The sequence below is a fragment of the Microbacterium sp. NPDC012755 genome (genome assembly GCF_042901325.1).
Taxonomy (GTDB): domain Bacteria; phylum Actinomycetota; class Actinomycetes; order Actinomycetales; family Microbacteriaceae; genus Microbacterium; species Microbacterium natoriense.
The window spans coordinates 1667696-1688826 of sequence record NZ_JBIBCT010000001.1 but is presented as its reverse complement, the minus strand read 5'-3'; the positions used below and the strand labels follow the sequence as shown (position 1 = coordinate 1688826).

At 70.9% G+C, this 21131-nt stretch carries 16 protein-coding genes; all 16 read right to left on the bottom strand.

Annotated features, from left to right (window positions below; genetic code table 11):
• Window positions 1–121 precede the first annotated feature (121 nt).
• The gene (locus ACFY5A_RS07750) at window positions 122–1162 is read right to left on the bottom strand and encodes a hypothetical protein (RefSeq protein WP_387232914.1); all 1041 of its coding nucleotides are present in this window, start codon (window positions 1160–1162) and stop codon (window positions 122–124) included.
• Window positions 1159–1779 carry a hypothetical protein gene (locus ACFY5A_RS07745; protein ID WP_341940429.1) on the bottom strand — a complete coding sequence of 207 codons (621 nt, stop codon included), beginning with the start codon at window positions 1777–1779 and terminating at the stop codon, window positions 1159–1161. The genes ACFY5A_RS07750 and ACFY5A_RS07745 overlap by 4 nt, the downstream gene beginning before the upstream one ends.
• Window positions 1776–2393, bottom strand: a complete 618-nt coding sequence (locus tag ACFY5A_RS07740; RefSeq protein ID WP_341940430.1) for a hypothetical protein — start codon at window positions 2391–2393, stop codon at window positions 1776–1778. The genes ACFY5A_RS07745 and ACFY5A_RS07740 overlap by 4 nt, the downstream gene beginning before the upstream one ends.
• A 36-nt stretch (window positions 2394–2429) precedes the next feature.
• Window positions 2430–3596, bottom strand: coding sequence for a DUF308 domain-containing protein (locus ACFY5A_RS07735; protein ID WP_341940431.1), 1167 nt, complete (start codon window positions 3594–3596; stop codon window positions 2430–2432).
• Window positions 3597–3607: 11 nt separating this feature from the next.
• On the bottom strand, window positions 3608–3916 hold the full coding sequence (locus tag ACFY5A_RS07730) for a flagellar protein FlgN (RefSeq protein ID WP_105673883.1): 309 nt from the start codon (window positions 3914–3916) through the stop codon (window positions 3608–3610).
• A gap of 76 nt (window positions 3917–3992) precedes the next feature.
• Window positions 3993–4280, bottom strand: a complete 288-nt coding sequence (locus tag ACFY5A_RS07725) for a WXG100 family type VII secretion target (protein ID WP_105673989.1) — start codon at window positions 4278–4280, stop codon at window positions 3993–3995.
• Window positions 4281–4388: 108 nt separating this feature from the next.
• The gene (locus ACFY5A_RS07720) at window positions 4389–8888 is read right to left on the bottom strand and encodes an FtsK/SpoIIIE domain-containing protein (protein ID WP_341940432.1); all 4500 of its coding nucleotides are present in this window, start codon (window positions 8886–8888) and stop codon (window positions 4389–4391) included.
• A gap of 43 nt (window positions 8889–8931) precedes the next feature.
• Window positions 8932–10470 (bottom strand): RDD family protein, encoded by a 1539-nt coding sequence (locus tag ACFY5A_RS07715; protein ID WP_387232909.1) that lies wholly within the window; start codon window positions 10468–10470, stop codon window positions 8932–8934.
• Window positions 10467–11174, bottom strand: a complete 708-nt coding sequence (locus tag ACFY5A_RS07710) for a hypothetical protein (RefSeq protein WP_223587192.1) — start codon at window positions 11172–11174, stop codon at window positions 10467–10469. Before ACFY5A_RS07710 ends, ACFY5A_RS07715 begins: the two co-directional genes overlap by 4 nt.
• 14 nt (window positions 11175–11188) lie before the next feature.
• A complete protein-coding gene (locus tag ACFY5A_RS07705) occupies window positions 11189–12814 on the bottom strand; it encodes a serine/threonine-protein kinase (RefSeq protein WP_341940434.1) in 1626 nt (541 codons plus the stop codon).
• A complete protein-coding gene (locus tag ACFY5A_RS07700) occupies window positions 12811–14295 on the bottom strand; it encodes an FHA domain-containing protein (protein ID WP_341940435.1) in 1485 nt (494 codons plus the stop codon). Before ACFY5A_RS07700 ends, ACFY5A_RS07705 begins: the two co-directional genes overlap by 4 nt.
• On the bottom strand, window positions 14295–15110 hold the full coding sequence (locus ACFY5A_RS07695) for a PP2C family serine/threonine-protein phosphatase (protein WP_105673869.1): 816 nt from the start codon (window positions 15108–15110) through the stop codon (window positions 14295–14297). Before ACFY5A_RS07695 ends, ACFY5A_RS07700 begins: the two co-directional genes overlap by 1 nt.
• Window positions 15107–16477: an RDD family protein gene (locus tag ACFY5A_RS07690; protein WP_387232904.1), complete on the bottom strand. Its 1371-nt coding sequence runs from the start codon at window positions 16475–16477 to the stop codon at window positions 15107–15109. Before ACFY5A_RS07690 ends, ACFY5A_RS07695 begins: the two co-directional genes overlap by 4 nt.
• Complete coding sequence (locus ACFY5A_RS07685) at window positions 16474–18879, bottom strand: transglutaminaseTgpA domain-containing protein (RefSeq protein WP_387232902.1); 2406 nt, start codon at window positions 18877–18879, stop codon at window positions 16474–16476. The genes ACFY5A_RS07690 and ACFY5A_RS07685 overlap by 4 nt, the downstream gene beginning before the upstream one ends.
• On the bottom strand, window positions 18876–20132 hold the full coding sequence (locus ACFY5A_RS07680; RefSeq protein WP_387232899.1) for a DUF58 domain-containing protein: 1257 nt from the start codon (window positions 20130–20132) through the stop codon (window positions 18876–18878). The genes ACFY5A_RS07685 and ACFY5A_RS07680 overlap by 4 nt, the downstream gene beginning before the upstream one ends.
• Window positions 20132–21103, bottom strand: coding sequence for a MoxR family ATPase (locus ACFY5A_RS07675; RefSeq protein WP_105673861.1), 972 nt, complete (start codon window positions 21101–21103; stop codon window positions 20132–20134). The genes ACFY5A_RS07680 and ACFY5A_RS07675 overlap by 1 nt, the downstream gene beginning before the upstream one ends.
• Window positions 21104–21131: the final 28 nt, after the last annotated feature.

Below are 21131 nucleotides of genomic sequence, written 5' to 3'. Positions count from 1 at the left end.
ACCTCCGGTAATCGAATTGGACCGGACCTCTCCGGCCCGACACCACCAACCTAACAACACCCGCACCACCGGTCGATGGGCACAACTCCCCATCCACCAACGGGTCGCGGAGCGGCTCGGATCAGGTCGTGGCTGCGATGACGGCGGCGGCCACCAGGCCCAGAACGATGAACAGGACTCCGATGGCGAAGCCCCTCCCCGACCTGGGCGCCGCGAAGAGCGCCTCACGCTCGGCGTCGCGGCTCCTCCATCCCGATGCCGTCTCCGCCGGGACCGGAGCGTCCGGCCGCGAGAGGACGGAGACGAGAGCGCCGATGTCGCCGACCCAGCGCCAGAACGCGGGTTCCGCGAAGGGGAGGGCCTTGCGGGCGATGACATGGATCCGGCCGCCGTCCACCTCGACGTCGCACCGACCCGCCACCTCGCGCAGAGCCTCACGCACCGGCGGAGTCAGCTGCCTCCGCACGGCGTCGTCGTCCTGCGGCTCGCAGTACACCCGCACGTGCGCGTCGAAGTCGGGGTCGATGCTGACCGGATGCTGCGCCTTCTGACGGGTCGACTGCTGGCTCCACACGTCTCCGAGCTTCGTGGCGACGGTCATCGACGGCACCGCGGTCGGAAGGTCCAGCGCGACATAGGTCGCGCTGTGCTCCACCATCGAACGCCCCATGCTCCGCTCGTAGTAGTACGTGCCCGCTTCGAGTCCTGACCGCTCGGGGGAGCTCAGCAGATCTCTGATCGCGAGCGGGCCGCCTGCGCGGAAACGGGTGACGGGATGCTGCGCCGCCGGCTCGGCGGCGACGTGGCTCATCCGGTTGTCCGCCGCGAACCGCGGGAGCCGGTACGCGATGTCCGCGATCTCCCGGCGGCGTGATCCGAACGCGACGATCTGCGAGATCGCGAACGGCGCGACCATGAACGCGGCGATGATCCAGGTGAGGATGTTCATCCCGTCCCCGCCGAAGATCATCTGGACGAACATGACCACGATCGCGGCCAGGGCGCCGAACCCGAGAACCTGGAAAACGACTCTGATGACGAGCCGTCGCACAGACAGCTCCTCCGCAGCGCTCCCGTGGATCGAGTCGTCCGCCGGAGGGGCGGGCGCCGACGGGCTGATCGGTGCGTGCAGGGCGGCGGTGTCGAACTCGAGGGAACTCACGCCTTCCACTCGTCCCCCGCCCGGACGACAGCGGCCAAGAGCTCCTCGACGCGGTCGTGGTTCGCGAGCGGGACGAAGCCCTCCACGCGCGCGGCGGAGAGGATGCTCTCGGCGATGGGCTCGGCAACGGCCAGCGAGTACGGCGCCACCGGACCCAGCAGAGCGCCCGCCGTGAGCCCCTGCCCGAAGAAGAGCCAGCGACGGGTCCCGAAGTCCACACCGTCCTCGCGCTGCGCGAGGGTCGAGGAGAACCCGACGCCGAGATGCGCCGTCTCCACCCGAAGCGACGCCGGAGGCAGGATCGCCGACGGCGCCCACAGGAAGTCGGCCTGCTCCTGCCGGGTGAGCTCGCGGTCGACGACGAAGAACACCAGGGGAGCGAGCACGGCGGCATCCGTGCCGACCAGCAGGAACCGTCGTGCGTCGTCGGAGACCTCTGCGGCGACGCTCTCCAGCGCCCCCTGGAGGCGCGGACGAAGTGCGACCGGAACGTCGACGACCGCGGTGAACCGGGAGACGGCCTGAGCCGCCCATTCGGCGGCGCCCAGCTGCCGGACGTCGGCGGTCTCCACCGGGATGGCCTTGGCCAGCTCGAAGTCGAAGCCGATCTCCATCATGCCTCCCAGGTGAACGTGGCGACGTGGGCGTCGAAGAGCGCCACCCAGAGTTCAAGGACCGGGTCGTCCTCGGGCAGATCGGCCTCGTGCGCGACGGTGACCGTCCACTGCACGGCTTCGGTGAGCTTCGAGCCGGGGATCGGGATGAGGTAGTTGATCATGAACGACACGGCGTCGACGTCATCCATGGAGACGGGGCGGCGCTCGGTCCAGCGGACGATGCGATGCCCCTCGCCGACGGCGACGCCGCCCTGGTTAGCGATCACGTTCTCGACGACGCGACCGAGGGGAGCCTCGGGCGTCGCCGCTCTCTTGATGCCGATCAGGCTCGCGGAGCCGAGCGCCCAGGTGGGCGCACTCTCCCCCGCGAAGGCGTACACGAAACCGTTCTGCGCACGCACGGAGGCGAGCGCATCGCGGACCTGCCGCGAGAGGTTCAGGGTGAGGGCCTCGGTCGCCTGCGCGGCGCGCAGCCGGGTCGTCGCCCGGTTCACCAGCTCCTTCTCGGTCTGCTCGCTCAGGTCGTAGGCGTCCCACCCCGGAGGAAGGAGCATGCGATACGGGGGAATGGTGGCGCCGCGGCGCCCGAGCAGCTCAGATCGAAGATCGCTCATGGCACCAGTCTGTCATCCCTGCAGAAACGCGAACGGTCAGCTGAACGGGTTCTGATCGGGATCGAAGGTCCCCGACCAGGCACCGCCGAAGGAATCCTTGGTGGCGCCGGCGATCGCGAACTGCGCGGACCAGATCTTCCCGACCATCTCGAGCGTCTGCACGCCGGTGGCGGTGCCGCTCGTCAGCGTCCCGAACTCCACGAGAGAGTGGCCTCCGAAGAGTCGTGCGCTGAAGTCGGGGAAGCTCCTCACCAGATCGGTCTGGCGGCTCCACGCGCTCCACCCCGCGGCGGGGGTCATCCTGGCGAGGAAGCCGGTGCCGGCCGGGGCGCTGGCGAAGGTCCGGATGCCGCGGGCGGCGGGACCGATGAAGGGGATGACGCCGATCACGCCGAAGGCCACGTCGACCCAGCTGCCCTCCCCGCGTATCGCCCGTGTGAGCGCGACCGCGAGGGTGAGCACGGCGACGATGCCGGCGAGGACGGCGATGATCGGTCCGCCGACGATGATGGCGAGCACTGCGAGGATGATGCCGGCGACGGCCAGCACATCGGACATGAACTGCAGGAAGCCGCCGAAGTCATCGCTCCAGGAGTCCTCGATCTTGCCCGCCATGTCGTCGCGGATACCGTTGGCGGCGTTGGTGAACGCCGTGTGCCACGAGTCCCACTCGGTGTCGTAGTCCTTCGCACGAGCGTCCCAGGCGCCCTTGGCGTTGGTGGCGACGGTGTTCGCGGCTCCGGCCGCCTCGTCTCGCGCATCCTCGGCGTCCTTGCGGAGCTGCTCGTCGTCGGCGTCGTCGCCCGTCGGGTAGTCGGGGCGCTCGTTGCGCGCCGATTCCGCGGCCTCGGCCTTGCGGTTGTACTCGTCCCAGAGGTCGCAGAGGTCCTCGATGATCGTGGTCATCGCCGTCTGGGACCCCTCGAGCTCCTGCCCGTAGGTCTTGATGTAGGGCGCGACCACGCTGTAGAGCTCGCCGCCCTTCTTGAGGTCCTCGTGGACCTCCTTCGACAGCTCCTTGAGCTTGTCGATCGCGTCGCCCCTCATGTCGGAGCCGTTGTCGACCAGACGCTGGAGGAGGGCGGAGGACTTCTGCATGTCCGTCGCGAGCTCGCTGATCTGCGTGCCGCGCTCCTTGATCGCGTCGGCATCACCCGTGACCACCTGGATGTAGTGTCCGGCGGGGGAGGTCTGAGGCATCATCCGGTACATCGTCAGTTGCCCCCGTTGTTCTCTGACTTCTTCGCGGCTTCGACGTCGAAGTCCTTGAAGCCCTTGATCACGCCTTCGAGATGTTCGGCGACCTTCTTGCAGTTGTCCATCAGCGTCTTGCGCTTGTCGTCCCAGCGGCCTTCGAAGTCGTCGGCGGCATCCTGCAGAGCGTCTTCGCCGTAGGGCCGCCCGACGGCATGGGACAGATCCCTGCGCCGGCTCCCCGCCGCCTCGAACTCGCCGATGATGTTCTTGAGCTCGGTCTGCAGATCATCAAGATCGTCGTACTTGAGCTTGACCCCGTCGCCCACGCTGTTCTCCTCCGGTATGTGTCAGATAGCGGGGGTCGGCCTCTCGGCCGACCCCCGAAGATCCTGCAGCAGCGTGTCAGCCGCCGGCGAGCTGCGTGTCCAGGTCCTGGATCGCACGCATCATGCCCAGCAGCGACTCCGACATGTCGTTGATACCATCCACCGCGGTCTTCAGACCCGTGGTCAGCTCCCCATAACCCTCACCGAACTTGCCCGACGCATGCTGCGTCTTGAAGTCCTCACCCAGCAGGGTGTCCACCTGAGACTTCAGAGAATCCAGCTGCCCCTGAATGTCATCACGAGCCTGCGACAGCGACGACGCCACCTGCTCCATCTCCGCATAAGACGCACCGAAATCGGCCATCGTCCACACCTCCGGTAATCGAATTGGACCGGACCTCTCCGGCCCGACACCACCAACTTTACGAAACAACACCCCCCACCGCGATGGGGAGGACTCCCCATCGAACGATCACCCCTCGACGAGCGGCATCTGCACGGTGACCTGACGTCCGGCCTGCACGAAGATGCCGCGGCCGTCGGGGAAGTCCGTGCGCTTGACCTTCGGGAAGGGCACCTTGAAGACGGCGTCGCCGTCGAAGGCGTCCGGCTTGAGGATGATGCCCTTGCGTCCGGCCTTGAAGTCTCCGATGAAGCCGAATCCGCTGGTCACCTGCGTGACGTCGGCGTCGCCGATCAGCAGGTGGTCGCTGCGGTTGATCGCCTGGAACAGCGCCTTCATCTCGCGCTCGGCGGGTCCGTCGGCGAACTGCGGCACGTCCTCCACCACGATCAGCATCCGCACAGGGACCGTCTCGTCGACGGCGATCTCGGCGATCTCCTTCGCGAGCTCCTTCGCGTCCTCCGGCGTGACGGCGCTGCGCGTCCAGTCGGCGTACTCCTTGAGCTGCGCACGCCGACCGCCGAAGTGGAACAGCTTGATCTCGGGATCGAAGCGGCGCATCGATCCGATGATCGCCTTCAGCGCATTCGTCTTGCCCGACTGCGGCGGCCCCGCGACCACGAACGTGCCGACCGGGTCGAAGTCGCGTGCGGCCAGGGTGTCCTCCGCGATGCCGAGCACGGGGAACTCCCCGATGCGGTCCGGCAGCTCCCGCGGCGAGAGCCGCGTCGGCAGTGCGCCGATCTCGGCGACCTCGCGGGCTCCGGCCGCGCGCAGCTCCGCGGCGAGCACGCCCTGCAGCTTCGTCTGCTCCGCCACGTTGGGAGTCCCCCCGAGGGTGGCGATCTGCGTCTCCAAGCCGTCGACGATCGCGCGCCCCGGTGCGGAGCGCTCGTCGAGCACGTCCTTGGGCGCGTTCAGCATCGCGTAGCCCGACTCGTCGGACAGACGCAGCACGACCCGGCGCGACACGTTCGCGCTCACGGCCGTCGGCACGGAGCCCGAGCGATCCGCGCTGGCGATCACGTGGACGCCGAGCGGTCGCCCCTCGCCGAGGATCCGCATGAACGTCTGGTAGAACGGCATCCTCGCGGTCGTCGACTCCCACTCGCTGCGGAACTGGGGGAAGCCGTCGATCAGCAGCAGGATGCGCGACTCGGCCGTGCCGGTGATCTCGCGGTACTCCGTCAGGCTCGACGCGTTCGCCGCGCTGAACCGCTTGCCGCGGTCATCGAGCACCCTCGACAGCGAGCGCAGGATGCGCTGCACGCGCTCGGCGTCGTCGCCCGAGATGATCGAGCCGACGTGCGGGAGCTCTTCGAGGCTCTTGAGCGAGCCGGAGCCGAAGTCGAGCCCGAAGACCTCGACGTTCGACCGGGCCGGGTCGAACCCCGCAGCGATCGCCAGGGTGCGCAGCACGGTCGACTTGCCGGAGCCGCTGGTGCCGTAGACGAGCAGCGAGCCGTCCTTGTCGGGGTGGAAGTACGCCGGCTCCTGCAGCTGGCGCTCCGGCACGTCCATCTTGCCGAGCAGGATCTGCCCGTCGCCGAGCACGGGCAGATCGCGCATGTCGACGGCCCGCTCGAGGTCGTCCAGCCACGGGCGCCGAGGTGCGGGGATGCGGGCGGCGGTCGCCGCCTTCACGAGCGTCGCGACGATGCGCTTCTGGTCGTTCGGGCCGAGGTCCTCGTCGTGCGAGTCCGACTCGGGCGCCTGCTCAGCCTCCCAGGTCTGGATGGAGCCGAACCGCAGCTCCGCCACCTTGACCTCGGCGGCCTGCACCTCGTCGGTGCTCCAGCCACCCGCATAGGCGGACTGGAAGGGCACCAGACGCCCCGGTCCGGTCTTGGCGATGCCGCGGCCGGGGAGGGACGGAGGGAAGGATGCCGCCACCGGGTCGTCCACGACGTCCTTCGAGTCCGACTCGTCGGCCATGCGCAGTGCGACGCGCAGGTTGGTGTTGGCGCGGAGGTTGTCCTTGATGACGCCGGCCGGACGCTGGGTGGCCATGATGAGGTGGATGCCGAGGGACCGCCCGCGCTGGGCGATGTCGACGACGCCGTCGACGAACTCCGGGACCTCTCCGGCGAGCGCGGCGAACTCGTCGATCACGAGCACGAGCGCGGGCGGCGTCTCGGGGTCACGGCGCTTCTCGAGTTCGAGGAGGTCCTTCGCCTTCTTGCGGTTGAACAGATGCTCGCGGTGGTGCAGCTCGGCGCGCAGGCTGGTGAGCGCGCGCCGCACGAGGTGCGGGCTCAGGTCGGTCACGAGCCCCACGGTGTGCGGCAGATCGACGCAATCGGCGAACGCGGAGCCGCCCTTGTAGTCGACGAAGAGGAACGTCACGCGGTCGGGGCTGTGCGCGGCGGCCATGCCGAGCACCCACGCCTGCAGGAACTCGCTCTTTCCGGCTCCGGTGGTTCCGCCGACGAGGGCGTGCGGTCCCTGGGTGCGCAGGTCGAGCGTCATGGCGTCGGTCTGCGACTGACCGATGATGGCACGCAGGTTGCCGGCCTTCTTGAGACGCGACTGCGGCGCCCCCGAGCGGTCGATGATCGTGTTGTTCTGCCGCCACCGGTCGATCACCGCGTTCGGGTCTGTCGCGAGGTCGGCGCCGATCAGCGACAGGAACATGACGGAGTTGGGGATGTCGGAGGAGTCCTCGATCACCGTGCTGGAGTCGACCACCGGCGCGAGCCGCTTGGCGAACATCGTCATGTACGAGTGCGAGACGCCCTCGACCTGCACATCGGGATAGGCGACGCCGCTGCGCACGGTGCCGACGGTGGCGTGCTCGAGCCCGCGGCCCACGTCGACGAACGTGCGGCAGGCGGCGGGCAGCGCCGCCACCACGGGGGCGACGAAGAGGCCGTACACGCCGACGTCGGCGCCCCGCTCGAGGATCTGCGTGAGCCGGGCGCGGTCGACCGGCGCGTCGTTGGTGACGATGACGAGGATCGCGGTCTGGCCGGGGAACGTCGCATCCTCCGCCGCTCGCTTGACGTCGGTGCCGAAGAGCATCGGATCCCAGTCGTCGCCGTAGGGCGGCCGCTGCGACTTCGCCTCCCTGGAGCGACGCATCACGATCTCCTCCAGACCCGACAGCAGGGCGGCGCCCGTGGAGGCCGAGTCGGCGAGGGAGACGTCCTTGAACGGGTTGCGCTCGCTGGACGTGTGCGGCAGCCACTTCAGCCAGTCGAGCTCGTTGGCCCAGCCGGGTTCGGTGAGGGCCACGGTGACCAGCTCGTTCGGCGAGTGCATGCCGAACAGCTGCACCGCGATGCCGCGGAGGGCGTCGCTCGCGAGCGACGTGGGACCGGCGACGCCGATCGAGCCGACGCTCTGCAGCGATTCGAGGATCGGCACGTCGCTGATCATCCGGTAGCGCTCTTCGAGCCGGTCGACGCGCTCGACGTACTCGACCAGAGCCTCTGGCGTCTCGGTGCGCTTGATCGAGGTGCGCGACTCGTCTTCGCAGACGCCGAGCCGCACCGAGAGGAAGTTCCAGTGCTCAGGGCGACGGGTCCACAGGAGCGGGCCGAGCCGCATCGCCTCGTCGAAGACGACGGCGACGGCGGGCACCTCGTTCTGACGCACCTCCCGCTCCTTGGGGTGGGAGTGGTAGAGCTTCTCCTCCAGGCGCTCGAACTGCTCCTCGAAGGACTCCGCCTCCTTGCGCAGCCGCTGGCCGAGATTGGTCTTCTGCGAGATGAAGTTGCCGAACATCATGAGCGGCGACATGAAGATCACCAGCAGCGCGCGCGGATTGTCGAACATGAAGAACGTCACGGCGCCCAGCAGGACCGGCGCGACGAGCATCGGCCAGGGGAAGAGGCGCTGCACCTGGTCGCGGGGATAGCGGGGCTCGTCGAGGTCTTCTCCGGTGAAGCGCTCCTCGACGCGCGGGCTGCGGTTGAACAGCAGGGCGCCGCCGCGTTCGAGCACGGGGTCGCCGGACGCCGAGCCGTCGAAGTCGCCGACCAGGTGCACCACGAACTCGCAGTCTCCGAGCGTGAAGTGCTGGCCGGGGATGACGCGCAGGCGCTGCACGAGACCGCCGTCGACGAGGATGCCGTTCGCGGAGTTCAGGTCGACGAGCTCGACGAAGGTCGCGGCGACCTCGATGCGCGCGTGGCGCTTCGAGATCAGCGGATCGGCGATCGCGACGTCGTTCGCGTGATCGCGTCCGATCATGAAGTGACCGATCGGCAGCGGGAACTCCTGCCCGGCCGCGGGACCTGCCACCACGGTGAGCACGGCCGCTGGGCGTGCGCTCGCCGAGCCCGTCGACGCGCGGTTCGCACCCACGTTGACCACCTCGGCGAGGAAGCCGGAGCCGATCGGGGCGTCTCCGACGAGGAGATCGGGGCTGAGCATGGTCAGCTGATCGCTGGTGGGCGGTGCGACCGACAGCGTGAGCACGTCGGAGGGGCCGGCGGGGATGCTGCGCAGCGGGTCGGTCGAGGCGATCTGTCTCGCGACGTCGGCGACCGTCGCCGTCGAATCCGCCATCACGACGACATCCGTCAGCGGGGCCGAAGGGCGCCGCAACGTCAGCTTGACTCTCATCGTCCGTCCTCACCGCGCCGCAGGCGCGTTCTGCACTGTCGCGTCATACCCGTTCGACCTGGAGCGTGCGGTCGCCGAACCGCACCGTGTCGCCCGCCTTCAGCTCCACGGGGTGGCCGGGCGCCAACGCCGTCTCGGAGCCTCCCCGCACGATCGCGCTGCCGTTGGTCGACGCCCGATCGACGACGAAGAGACCGCGGCGAGCGGGCATCACGGCGATGTGCGTCTTCGACACCGAGCGGGTGTCGTCGAACACCGCCACGAGCTGGGTCTCGCCCTCTCCGGCGGCCGGGCTCGGCGAGCGGCCGAACAGCGTGGTGCCGCGGACCTCGATGCGCTCTCCCGTGTCGAGCACGAGCACGGCGCGCACCCCGGCCGGGGCGGCAGGCGCGGAAGCAGGGGATGCCGGCGCGGGAGCCGGGGCCGAGGCGGGAGCCGGGGCCGAGGCGGGAGCCGGTGCCGAGGCGGGGGCCGCGGATGCGGGACCCGGCGTCGAGGCGGGAGCGGGGGTATGCGGGGGCGGGGTCGGAGCCGCCACGGCTGGAGCAGACGCAGGGACCACGGCCGGGGCCGCCTGGGTCGGAGCTGGCGCCACCGGAGTCACCGGGGCCGGGGCCGGAGCGGGAACCGCAGCGGGCGCGGCGCCCGTCGGCTGCGGGGCGATCACCGGAGGCACGAACGGCGCGGACTCCGCGGCGGGAGGCGCGAAAGAGGACGGAGCCGCAGGGGCCGGCGAGGGCGTGGCGGCCCCTGTCGCGAGAGAGGGGGGCACCGCCGACACCATGGAACCGGAGACCGGCGGCTGCGCCGCATCGGGGGCTGTCGGAGTCGAGGTGCGGTGTGCGCCGATCACACCGCCGGACAGACGCGCGCTCGGCACGTACTCCGCAGGGGCATCGCGATCGACCGGCGTCGCGAGAGACGGCAGCGGCGCCTGCTCCTCGACCTCCGGGGTCTTGACGCGCTTGCGGGCGATGCGCATGCGCTTCTGGTCGTAGGGGTTGAGGCCGCCGCGCACGTCGACGAACCAGGTCGCGGCCGCCAGGTCGAGCCAGCCGCGTCCACGGCGCTCGGTGTCGAACAGCGGCGAGAGCGCGATCACGAGCAGCGGCCCGATGAGCGGCACCAGCAGCGACGCGTACGCGACGAGGTAGCGCACCACGGCGCCGCGCCAGAATCCGGGGCGCTCGAGCGTGCGCACGTTCACCGAGCGGATGCCGCAGATCGCCTTGCCGAGCGTGACGCCCTTGCGTCCGTGCAGCACCAGCTGCACCACGACGTACGCGGTCATGAGTCCCTGTGACACGGCGACGGCCACGATCGCCCAGACCCCGTTGGCGCCGCCGAAGACGGATCCCAGGTCGAGGGTGCCCGAGAGGGCCTGCGTGAGCGGAGGTGTGAGGACGATGATCGCCGGCAGGGCGATGAGCACGGCGACGAGCCATTCGATCAGCGCCGCGAGCACGCGGGATCCTCGGCCGGCCGCACGGAGTCCGAGCGAGGCGGCATAGGCGGGGTCAGGGCGTCCGTGCGCGTCGAGGCCCTCGATCACCGGGGCGTGATCGTCGATCTCCCAGATCACTCGGACTCCCCCTCTGCCTCGTCGGCGTGCGCCGTGTCGAGCAGCGGCAGGTCGTCCTTCGTCACCAGACGCGAGGCGATCACGTGCTCGACGAGACGCGCTCGGCGGTTGGTCGCGAGCAGGCGCTGCCCTCCGCGCATGCCGGGGACGCCGACGCGGTCGAACTTGTCGCACACGTTGTCGAGCTTGCGGTTGAAGCGGGTGACCGTCCATCCCAGGCGCTCCGCGGCCTTCGCGGATGTCGGGATGTCGCTCATCCCGGTGCCGTCTCTGCGCAGCTGCGGCTCCGCGAGTGCGAGGATCAGCAGCTTCTGGCTGAGGGTGAGCGGCACGTCGCCGATGGTCGAGGCTCCGCCGTCGTCGTGCTCGCGGCGCGTGGCGCGGAAGGTCGGCTCGGCGGCGTGCACCGTCAGCTCGTAGGTCGTGGGGCCCGCGCTGAACACGATCGTCGTCATCTCGAACACGAGCGGCAGCCGGGCGCCCGGCGCGAGCCAGGCCTGCACCCCGCCGGCCGAGTCCGTCACCGTCGCCGTGAGGCGGGTGCCGACGTTCGACAGCCACCACAGGCCGTCGGCATCCGTGATCTCCAGGAAGTGGCGGTGCAGGAAGAGATTGTCGTCCAGCTCCAGGTCGCCCTCTCGACCGACCACGAACCGACCGCCGCGCTCCAGCGGGAAGAACTCCCCGGCGAACTCGACGGTCACGCCGCTCGTCCCGCTCACTCGACGCACCCCCGCACCGGCTCCGACGCGCGGCCGTCGTCACGGCGCAGCATCACGTCGACGCAGACCTTCCCCGCGCCCGCCGTGAACTGCGCGGTCGGCTCGGTCGTCTGCTGCGGGTCGATCTCGCCGGACACCTCGACGACGTTCCAGATGAACGAGTCGCCCTCCTGCGGGTCCTTGTTGGTCCAGGTGAACGCGATCTGCTCGCCCGTCCTGGTGCCGCTGAGGTCGCCCACCTTCGGCACGACGTCGGAGACGACGTCCTGCGGGTCGGGGGCCTCCGACGTCGCCTGCGGAGTCGGTTCGATACCGGAGACCAGGATGTTGAGCATCACGATCGCGCCGACGACGACGGCGACTCCCGCGACCGAGAGCAGGATCCAGAGGCCCTTGCGTCCTCGAGGCGCCTTCGACGCCGTCTGCGCTGGGGCGTCGACGACGGGAGCGACGGGCGGGGCGGCGGATGCCGCGGCATCCGGGGCGAGCACTCGAGGCGCGCGCAGCAGCGTGCGCTCGTCGGCATCCGCTCCGAGCACGGGAGCGGGCACCCGGATCTGGGTCTCCTCGATCGACGGCGCCTGCGCGGCGGGGGGCGAGTCGAAGCGCGGAACCTCGGGGAACACGACGGCCGGCGCCTTGCGCTCCGTCGTCGCCGACGGACGTGTGAAGGCGGCGACCTCGGGGTCGATGCTGACGATCTCCCTGACGCGGGTCAGCCCGTCTCCGTCGTCCTCCTGCTCCTCGGCCGGAGCGTGGTCGTCGACGATGTCGATCGGGGTGACCGAGTGCGACAGCTCGATCTGCACCTTCTGCAGGGCGCGGGCGAAGGCCACGGCGCTCGGGTAGCGGTCGTCGGGGTTCTTCGCCATCGAGCGCTCGAGCAGGCGCTGCAGGCTCTCCGGGGAGTCGGGGCGCGCGAGGGGCGGCAGGGCGGCGCGCTCGATGCGCTCGATGAGGTCGGCGCTGGAGTTGCGCTCCCCCACGCGTTCGAACGGCGAGCGACCGGCCAGCAGCGTGTACAGCGTCGCACCCAGGGCCCACACGTCCGTGCGCGGCCCGCTCTGCGGCGGCTCGGCGAACGACTCCGGCGGCGACCACGGGATGGACATGCCGGATGCTTCGCCCGTCGCGCCCGTCGTCGAGGCGATGCCGAAGTCGGTGAGAGCCGGACGGTTGTACTCGGTGACGAGGATGTTCGCCGGCTTGATGTCGCGGTGCAGGACCCCTGCCCGGTGAGCGGTCTCGACCGCACCGGCGACCTGCACGCCGACGCGCAGCGCCTCGGCGACCGAGAACGGCTCCTTGCGCGCACGCAGCTGCAGGTTCGGCCGGGGGCAGTACTCCATGACCAGATACGGGCGCCCGTCGCCCGCGACGCCGGCCTGGTAGATCGTGACGATCGCCGGATGCGTGGAGAGCATCGCCATGACGTTCGCCTCGTCGGCGAACTCCTGCGCGGCGCCGCTCGAGATCCGGTCGGCGAGCAGCACCTTGACCGCGACCCGGCGGCGCGGCATCTGCTGCTCGTACAGGAAGACGTCGGCGAACCCTCCGGTGCCGAGCGGCTCCACATAGGTGAAGCCCGGCAGCTGCGGGGGCGGTGAGGGGCGACGGGTCACGGCAGGTCCTCGAAGGCGACGGTCACTCCGTCTCCCAGGTCGACGACGTCTCCGGACAGGACGAGCGTCTGCTCACCGGGATGCAGTCGAACGGGGTCGGCGCCTGGGCGCAGCAGCGTCGAGCCGTTGGTCGTGTGCAGGTCGATCACGACGACGGTGTCGGCGTCGGGGCGCACCTCGAGGTGGCTGCGCGAGATGTCCTGCTGAGGGCTCTCCACCGCGACGAGATGCGGCAGGTTCTCACCGCTGGCGCGGGTGGATCGCGGCCGCCGGCCGATGATCACGGTGCGGTCGAGTTCGACCACCTGGCCCGTGGAGACGCGGATGCGGCCGAATCCAGCCGAGGCGACGGGGATCACCTGGGTGGGAGCGTCATCGGCCACCGGAGGCTGCTGGCGCAGCGCCCGCAGCTCGGCGGCCGAGATGGTCGCTCCGTCGTGGTCGCCCTCGGCCACGATCGGGAAGGGTGGAGGCGGCGGAGCGTCGACGAAGCTCGGCGCGGTGTGCACGGTCTCGCCGAAGAGCTGATCGAACTCGTCGATGTCGCTCAGGGGGGACAGCGTCTCGGTGGGGATCAGCGTGACCCCCTCGACCTCGTCCTCGGCCGACGGGTCCTCGTCGGTTGCCGCGGCGGGCGCCTCATCCTCGTCGGACGGCACCGCGGCGGGATCGGACGGCGCCTCGACCGGCTCCGGGAGAACCGGGACCTCGTCGACCACCGGCTCCGCGGCCGCCGGCTCGGAGACCTCGGGCGCCGGATCGATCGGGGCCTCGACGGCTCCGTCCCCGGCAGACGGCTCGTCCGCCGCAGCGGATGCGGGAGCGCCGACCGGGGCGGCTCCGGCGATCGGCGGCACGGGAGCAACATCGACGATCGGCGGCACGGGAGCGACGAGAGGCGGGGCCGGAGCGACAGCCGCACCGAACAGCGCGAGCGCCGGAGCGGGCACGCCTCCCAGGACCGCGGCGGACACGCCGCTCTCCTCGGACTCGATCACCGGGGCCGGGCCCAGCACGGCGACGATCCGCTCGGCGTCGCTCGCCTCGAGCTCAGCGCTCACGGCCGCGGCCCGCACGACCCCGCTCTGCACCGGGAGCGCGGAGACGGCATCCGACTCCTCCACCGTGATCTCGATGCGGGTGGCGCCGCCGACGAAGCGCTCGCTCCAGGTGGTCACCTCCGCGCCGGTGAACTCCTGCGCGGACTCCGTTCCGCTGCTGATCCTGGCCACGACGCCGCCGCGCAGCGCGATGCGGACGTCGGTGCCCTCCGCGACGGCGGCCGCGAACGGCGGCAGCGCGGAGAACGATCCCCCGACGCTCGTCGTGAGCACGTCGACCACGCTGGCGAGGGTCTTCTCGGCGGGGAGCCTGTCCCACAGCCGCGCGACGAGGTCGGCGGGCGCGTCCGGCGGCAGTGCGACGAGAGCCCCCGGAATCACGATCAGGTGCCACTGTCCCGGTCGATAGATCGTCTGCATCAGCGAACCCCTCCTGCTGCCTCGCGCGGACGCGTGTCCATGTCGATGTCGGTGTCGTCGGTCTCCAGCAGCGTGCCGGGCCGCGAGGCCACCGACACGGCATCCGCGATCACGACCGTGATGTTATCGCGTCCTCCGGCCTGCAGGGCCTCGGCGACGAGAACGTCTGCGGCCTCCTGCGGGTCCGTCGTCAGCGTGAGCACTTCGCGGATCCGCCCGTCGGAGAGCTCGGAGGTGAGGCCGTCGGAGCACACCATGATCCGGTCGCCGAGCTCGGCGGGGAAGAGCCAGTAGTCGGCATCCCCCGTGCTGCTCGCTCCGATCGCCCTGGTGATGATGTTGCGCCGCCGATCGGTGGCCGCGTCCTCCGGCGTGAGCTGCCCCGCCTCGATGAGCTCCTGGACGACCGAGTGGTCGACCGTGATCTGCTCGAGCTCTCCGTCGGCGAGACGATACGTGCGGGAGTCTCCGATGTTCAGCGCGAGCCAGTAGCCCATGCCGTCGACCGAGGCGATCACGACGCCGCTGAGCGTGGTGCCGGCGCGCCCGTTGCCCGAAGTCGACAGATGCTCGACGCCCTCCCGGGCCCGCTCCAGGGCGAAGCGGACGTCGTCGAGTGCGAGGGATGCTCGGCCGATGAACAGCGCGAACTCCTCGATCACGGTGGCGCTCGCGCGCTCTCCCGCCTCGTGGCCGCCCATGCCGTCGGCGACGACGAACACGGGCGAGCTCGCCAGGTACGCGTCCTCGTTCAGGGCGCGCCGCAGCCCCGGGTGCGTCGCTGACCCGGTGGTGACGACGAGTCCGGGCCTCACGCGTAGCCGCCGACCGTGACGATGCGATCGCCGATCTCGATGGCGTCGCCGAGACGCACGGGCACGCGCTGGCCGGCGGGGCAGGCGATGCGCTGGCCGTCGCGCACGATGGTCATGCCGTTCGTGGAGTGGCGGTCGAGGACCCAGCCGCCGGAGATCTCGGATGCCGCCTCGAAGTGCGTCTTCGACAGCGACAGCGTCTCATCGCGCACGGGCACGAGCACGGCGCCGTCTTCGGGGGCGGGGTTGCGGCCGAAGATCGTGCGTCGCGACACCGGGACCCTGGTGCCGTCGTCCCACGTGAAGATCAGGCGGTGGCCGGGGATGCTGATGCGGGTCTGCTCGAGCTCCGCCTCGTCCTCCGCGCCGTCGACGGGGAAGGCATCCTGGGCGGGCGGCGCTGCAGGAGCGGGCGGCACGGCAGGGGCGGGAGGCACGGCGGGAGCGGGCGGCACGGCGAGGGTCGGCTCGGCGGCGATCGGCGCTGCGGGCGCCGGGCGCTGCACCACCGTCTCATCGAGCGACGGGTCGAGGTCCGACGCCGCCGGAGCGGCAGCGGGCTCGGGTGCAGCCGAGGCCGGGGGCCGGGGCTGGGTGACGCCGGGCACGAAGGCGATCAGCGACCCCGCGTCGGCCTGCTCGACCGGCTCCGGGTGGACGGTCGCGGGCTGAGCAGCCGGCGCCGGCTGAGCCGCGGGCACGGCCGGAGCCGGAGGAACCGCGGGTGCGGCGGGGACGATCGGCGCGGCGGGCGCTGCGGGCGCCGCGAACGCCCCGGGGTGCTGCGGTGCGGCCGGCGCGGGGATGCCGGGGACCGGCGGCGCGGCGGGGATGCCGGGGAGCCCCTGGCCCGGAGCCACCACGGGGAACGCCGTCGTCGCTGGAGCGGCGGGCGCTGCGGGTGCCGCCGTCGACGGTCGCCGCGCGTCGAGCACACGAGCATCCGCGACCCGGTCGTGCCAGCCCTGGAACCGGCCGGAGCCGTCGAACAACGGGGAGAAGTATCCGACCACGACGCTCGCGGTGAGCCAGAAGACGATATTGCGCAGCAGAGCGCGTCCGAAGCGGATCGGGGAGCCGTCGGTCGCCGAGGCGAGCCGCACGCCCTGCGCGCGCATGCCGAACGAGCCCTTGCCGGTCTGCATCACGGTGTAGGCGACGGCCCAGCCCATCATGACCAGCAGGAGCAGCCCGTAACCGATCGGCATCACGATCATGAGGTTCTCGATGGGCCTGGTGCTGAAGGCGATCACGGCGACGACGATGAAGCCGACGATCGCGATCGCCCCGGCGATCAGGGCGTCGATCAGGTAGGCGATCGCGCGCCGCGGGATCGGCGCGCTGCTCTCGATCGCGGGCTGGCTCATGGGGTCTCGCTCTCGGGTGCGGGGGGCGTCTTCGCAGCGGTGCTGCTCTTGATCGTGCCAGGTTCACGGCGGACACGCGCGGCGGCGGCATCCTTCAGGTTCTGCATCCCGGTCGCCACGGCGGTGCCGCCCATCAGCGAGCGCAGGCTCAGGCGCGCCTTCATCCTCTTGAAGAAGCCCGCCTCCTTGCCGAGCCCGCCGACGAGTCCGTCGACCTCCGCCCAGAATGCGTCCACGTCTTCCGGGGTCGGATCGGCGGGTCCGAACACCTCGGCGTCGGCGCGCTCGGCGAGCGTCGTGACCTGCGGGAGCGCGAGGGCCGTGGCCACGGTCGCGGCCTCCTCGACCCTGGTGCCGCCGGGCGTGACCCTGGCGCCGTAGTCGACGGCGCGATCGGTCAGCTCGTCCCACCCGCCGCTGATGCGGTCGGATGCCCTGGCCGCGTTGCGCCGCGAGCGGCGCTTGGCCGCCTTCCACGCGCCGATCACGATGAACGGCGACGCGAGCAGCGCGAGGATGCCGAGCGTGATGCCGCCGACCGCGAGGATGATGCCGATCAGCCCCGCGAGGTTGAACGTCTCGTCCTCGCCCTTGCGGTCGTCCGGCAGCGTCGGCGGGAGGTCGACCGGCTCCTGCGGCGGGGGCGGCGGCTGCAGCACCTGCGGCTTGGGGTCGACCTTCGGCTTGGTGTTCTGGTCGTTCGGGACCTTGTCCTCGGGCGGGGTCGGGTTGAAGGTGAGCCAGCCCACCCCCTCGAAGTTGACCTCGACCCACGCGTGCACGTCGTCGCCTGTGGCCGCGAACTCGGGGTCTCCCTCGCGCTCCTCGTCGGGGTAGTACCCCATCACCACGCGAGCCGGGATGCCGACCTCGCGCGCGAGCAGCGCCATCGCGACCGCGTACTGCTCGTCGTCGCCGATCATCTGATCGCCGCCGATGAGCGTCGAGATGCGCTCGGCCGTGTGGCCGGCGCGCGAGAGGACCTCGCCCTCCAGACCGTGGCTGAAGAAGCCGCCCTCGGCGAGGAACGTCTCCAGCGCGCGGACCCGCTCGATGGGCGACTCGGCGCCGGCGACGGTCTCGGACGCGAGGGAGGTGAGCTCCTCCGGAACGTTGCTCTGCTTCGGGAGGGGCACCTTGCCGAAGTCGACGTCGGCCAGCTGGGTGTCGTCGAGCGGCGCGGGCATGACCGTGTCGATCGTGTAGCTGTCGCCCTTCTTGAGCTTCGACGTGACGACCGCCGTGCCGGTCTCGGTGTTGTAGTAGCCGGTGCGGCGCAGCTCCTCTGCACGACCGCCCGTGAAGTCGATCGCGGAGACCGCGCCCGCGTCGGGCACCCACACGCCGTTGTAGCGGTCGATGTCGACCTTCAGCGTGACGGGGACGCCCTCGGCCTCCGGTGACATGTTCGACCGGAGCGGCGCGAACGCGCTCGACGAGTCGGGTCCGCCGTCGGTGACGTTGTAGACCATGCCGTCGTACTGATCCATGACGGCGATCCGGATGCGCGCCCCCTTGGGCAGCCCCTTCACGGTGAACAGCGTCTCGTCTGCTTCGTCGCGCACGTTCTTGCGGAAGGACTGCAGCGGACTCGGATAGTCGCGGATGTTGAACGGAGGGATGATGACGTCGCGGAAGACGTGCCGGGGCTGCGCCGGCGCGGCGACCGCGCTCGTGGCGATGCCCGCACCACCCGCGACGACGAGCACCGCCGCGCCCGCGATGAGGCGCCGCATGCGCATCTGGGTGGCGCGAGAGGAGTCGACCTCGCTGACCGACACGGCGTCGTTCTGCGGCGCCCACAGCTGGCGGAGCGCGAGCCACGCGATGGCCATGACGGCGAACACCAGCCCCTGGGCGAGCGGGAACGCCGGCTCGGGCGTGCCCAGCACGATGACGAGCATGAGCAGTGCACCGGCGGGGATCAGCGCCCAGGCGACCCGAGAGAGCCGGAGGGCGAGGGATGCCGTCAGCACCGTGCCGACGAGCGCGAGCAGGAACGGCACGATGAGGTGCCCGTCCGCCGCCGCCACGGGGGCGACGGTGGTGAGCATCTGCTTCCACGAGGTGACCGTGCCGAGCGCGAGGCGCTGGAGGGTGTCGAGCGTCGGCACGACACCGAGGAGCGTGGTGTGCGGCAGGGCGAGGGCGCCGCCGAAGACGAAGTACGCCGCGACCGTGAGTCCGGCGATGATCAGGATGCCCCAGCGGCGCCAGGCGGCGACCGCGGAGATCGCGAGACCCAGGAGGATGCCGCCGATCGCGGCCGGGAGGTACGAGCCGCCGGCGAACGTCGGCCAGAAGCCGACCATGGAGACGCCGACGAGCAGCGCGGACGCTCCGAGGTCGAGGATCCAGCGGCGCAGCGGCAGCGCCGTGGCCGTGGTGGCGGGTGCGGTCATGCGAGAACCTTCTGGAGCGCGAGGGGGATCTGCTCGAGCGAGCCGACGGTGACGACGTCGGCGTCGCCGATGCGGCGGAGCGCGGGAGAGGATGCCGAGCGGTCGGCGACGATGGCGAGAACGCGTGCGCCGAAGGGCAGGCGGGAGCATGCCAGACGGAGGTCGTCCGAGCGCACCTTGGACCCGCAGATCAGCACGACGACGCTGGCGAGGGGCATGGTCCTGGCGACGACGCCGGCGAGGTCGTCGATACCGCCGCGGCGGGGCTTGGAATGGGTCACGGCCGACAGCGAGTCGAGCAGCTGCTTGCCGGTGCCCGCGGGGAGCTCGCGCCCCTGCACGCGGACGTCGACGCGCTGCGAGTCGCGGATGGCCCGCAGGCCGATGGAACCTGCGACCGAGATCGCGAGCTCGAAGTCGTCTCCCGTGGCGTACTCCGCCGCGGCGCGGGAGAGGCCGATCACGAAGTGCGAGCGCCGGGTCTCCTCGTACTGCCGCACCATCATCGTCCCCGTGCGCGCGGTGGACTTCCAGTGCACGTGACGCAGGTCGTCGCCGGGCTGATACTCCAGCAGAGCGTGGAAGGAGACGTCGTCGCGCGAGAGGTCGGCGGCGGGAAGACCCTCGAGATCGCGCAGGTACCCGAGCGACTGGCCGTCGAAGAGGATGGTCTTCGGATGCACGAAGAGGTCGACGGGGTCGTCGCGGCGGTGGGCGCGCTCGAACAGGCCGAGCGGGTCTCCGCGCACGACGCTGACGGGCCCGACCTTCACGACCCCGCGCTTCTGCGTGGGGATGGCGAAGAGCTCCTCCGCCTCCTCACCGGGTGCGAGCCGCTGGATGCCGAACTCGCCGCGGCCCGATCCGACGGGCAGCACCACACGGGAGGGCAGGATCGCCCTCGTGCCGTGGTTCGCGAGCTTCAGGCCGCCGACCGCGCGCTCCCCCACGACGACGCGCGTGCGCGCGAGGTCGAGGGACACGTCGTAGGCGGTGCGCCCGATCAGGAACAGGGCGCACAGGACGACGGTGATCGCGATCACGACGGCGGCGACGGTGAACTCCGCCCATCCGGCCACCTGACCGAGGATCCAGAAGCCGACGGCGAGCGCCATCAGCACCCATGCCAGCGGCCGGATCGCCGCGGTGACCTTGCGGAGGCGCGCGAGGCCGCGCGCACCGATGACCGCCGCGACGTCGCGCCAGCCGGCGTCGCGGGCGATCGGCGCAGCCTCGGGTGCCTCCGTCGTCATCACGCGGCCGATCGCGCCTGCGGCGCCGCGATGTTCTCGAGCACGCGGGCGATCACGATGTCGCTCGTGGTGCCGGCGAACTCCGCCTCGGCATCCAGCAGCAGACGGTGCTGCCAGACCGGACGTGCGAGGGCCTTGATGTCATCCGGCAGCACGAAGTGACGGCCGTGGGCCGCCGCCCACACCTTCGCCATGCGCACCATCGCGATCGCGCCGCGGACAGAGACGCCGAGGCGGATGGCGGGGTCCTTGCGCGTCGCCTCGGAGAGCTCGGCGACGTAGCGCAGCACGGCGGGCTCGACGTGCACGGATGCACCGAGGTCGGCCATGTCGGCGACGGCGCTCGTCGTGATCACCGCGGACAGCGCGGCCGACGGGTTGCGGTCGGATGCTCCGGCCAGGATGCTCTCGGTGATGGCGAGATCGGGGTAGCCGATCGAGGTCTTGATCAGGAACCGGTCGAGCTGCGCCTCGGGCAGCTTGTACGTGCCCGCCTGCTCGATCGGGTTCTGCGTGGCGATCACGAGGAACGGCCGGCCGGTCTCGTGGGTCACGCCGTCGACGGTGACGCGCGACTCCTCCATGACCTCCAGCAGCGCCGACTGCGTCTTCGGCGACGCGCGGTTGATCTCGTCGGCGAGCACGATCGAGGCGAAGATCGGTCCCTTGTGGAACTCGAAGCGGTGCGACTGCTGGTCGTAGATCGTGACGCCGGTGACGTCGGACGGCAGCAGGTCGGGGGTGAACTGGATGCGGGCGCTGGTGCCCTGCACGGTCGCGGCGAGCGCCTTCGCGAGGCTCGTCTTGCCGGTGCCGGGGGCGTCCTCGAGCAGCACGTGGCCCTCGGCGAGCATGGAGGCGAGCACGAGCGAGACGATCTCGCGCTTGCCCTGCACGGCCTTGTCGACGTTGTCGACGAGGCGGGTGAAGGTGCCCTGGAACCAGGCGGCCTGTTCGGGGGTCATTGTCATGAGCGTGGTGCTTCCTGTTCTGTATGTG

Bases quoted from the DNA above. Each gene is read 5' to 3' on its own strand.
- ACFY5A_RS07745 (WP_341940429.1), bottom strand. From the start codon at position 1,779: ATGATGGAGATCGGCTTCGACTTCGAGCTGGCCAAGGCCATCCCGGTG.
- ACFY5A_RS07740 (WP_341940430.1), bottom strand. From the start codon at position 2,393: ATGAGCGATCTTCGATCTGAGCTGCTCGGGCGCCGCGGCGCCACCATT.
- ACFY5A_RS07735 (WP_341940431.1), bottom strand. From the start codon at position 3,596: ATGATGCCTCAGACCTCCCCCGCCGGACACTACATCCAGGTGGTCACG.
- ACFY5A_RS07725 (WP_105673989.1), bottom strand. From the start codon at position 4,280: ATGGCCGATTTCGGTGCGTCTTATGCGGAGATGGAGCAGGTGGCGTCG.
- ACFY5A_RS07720 (WP_341940432.1), bottom strand. From the start codon at position 8,888: ATGAGAGTCAAGCTGACGTTGCGGCGCCCTTCGGCCCCGCTGACGGAT.
- ACFY5A_RS07700 (WP_341940435.1), bottom strand. From the start codon at position 14,295: ATGCAGACGATCTATCGACCGGGACAGTGGCACCTGATCGTGATTCCG.
- ACFY5A_RS07690 (WP_387232904.1), bottom strand. From the start codon at position 16,477: ATGAGCCAGCCCGCGATCGAGAGCAGCGCGCCGATCCCGCGGCGCGCG.
- ACFY5A_RS07685 (WP_387232902.1), bottom strand. From the start codon at position 18,879: ATGACCGCACCCGCCACCACGGCCACGGCGCTGCCGCTGCGCCGCTGG.
- ACFY5A_RS07680 (WP_387232899.1), bottom strand. From the start codon at position 20,132: ATGACGACGGAGGCACCCGAGGCTGCGCCGATCGCCCGCGACGCCGGC.
- ACFY5A_RS07675 (WP_105673861.1), bottom strand. From the start codon at position 21,103: ATGACAATGACCCCCGAACAGGCCGCCTGGTTCCAGGGCACCTTCACC.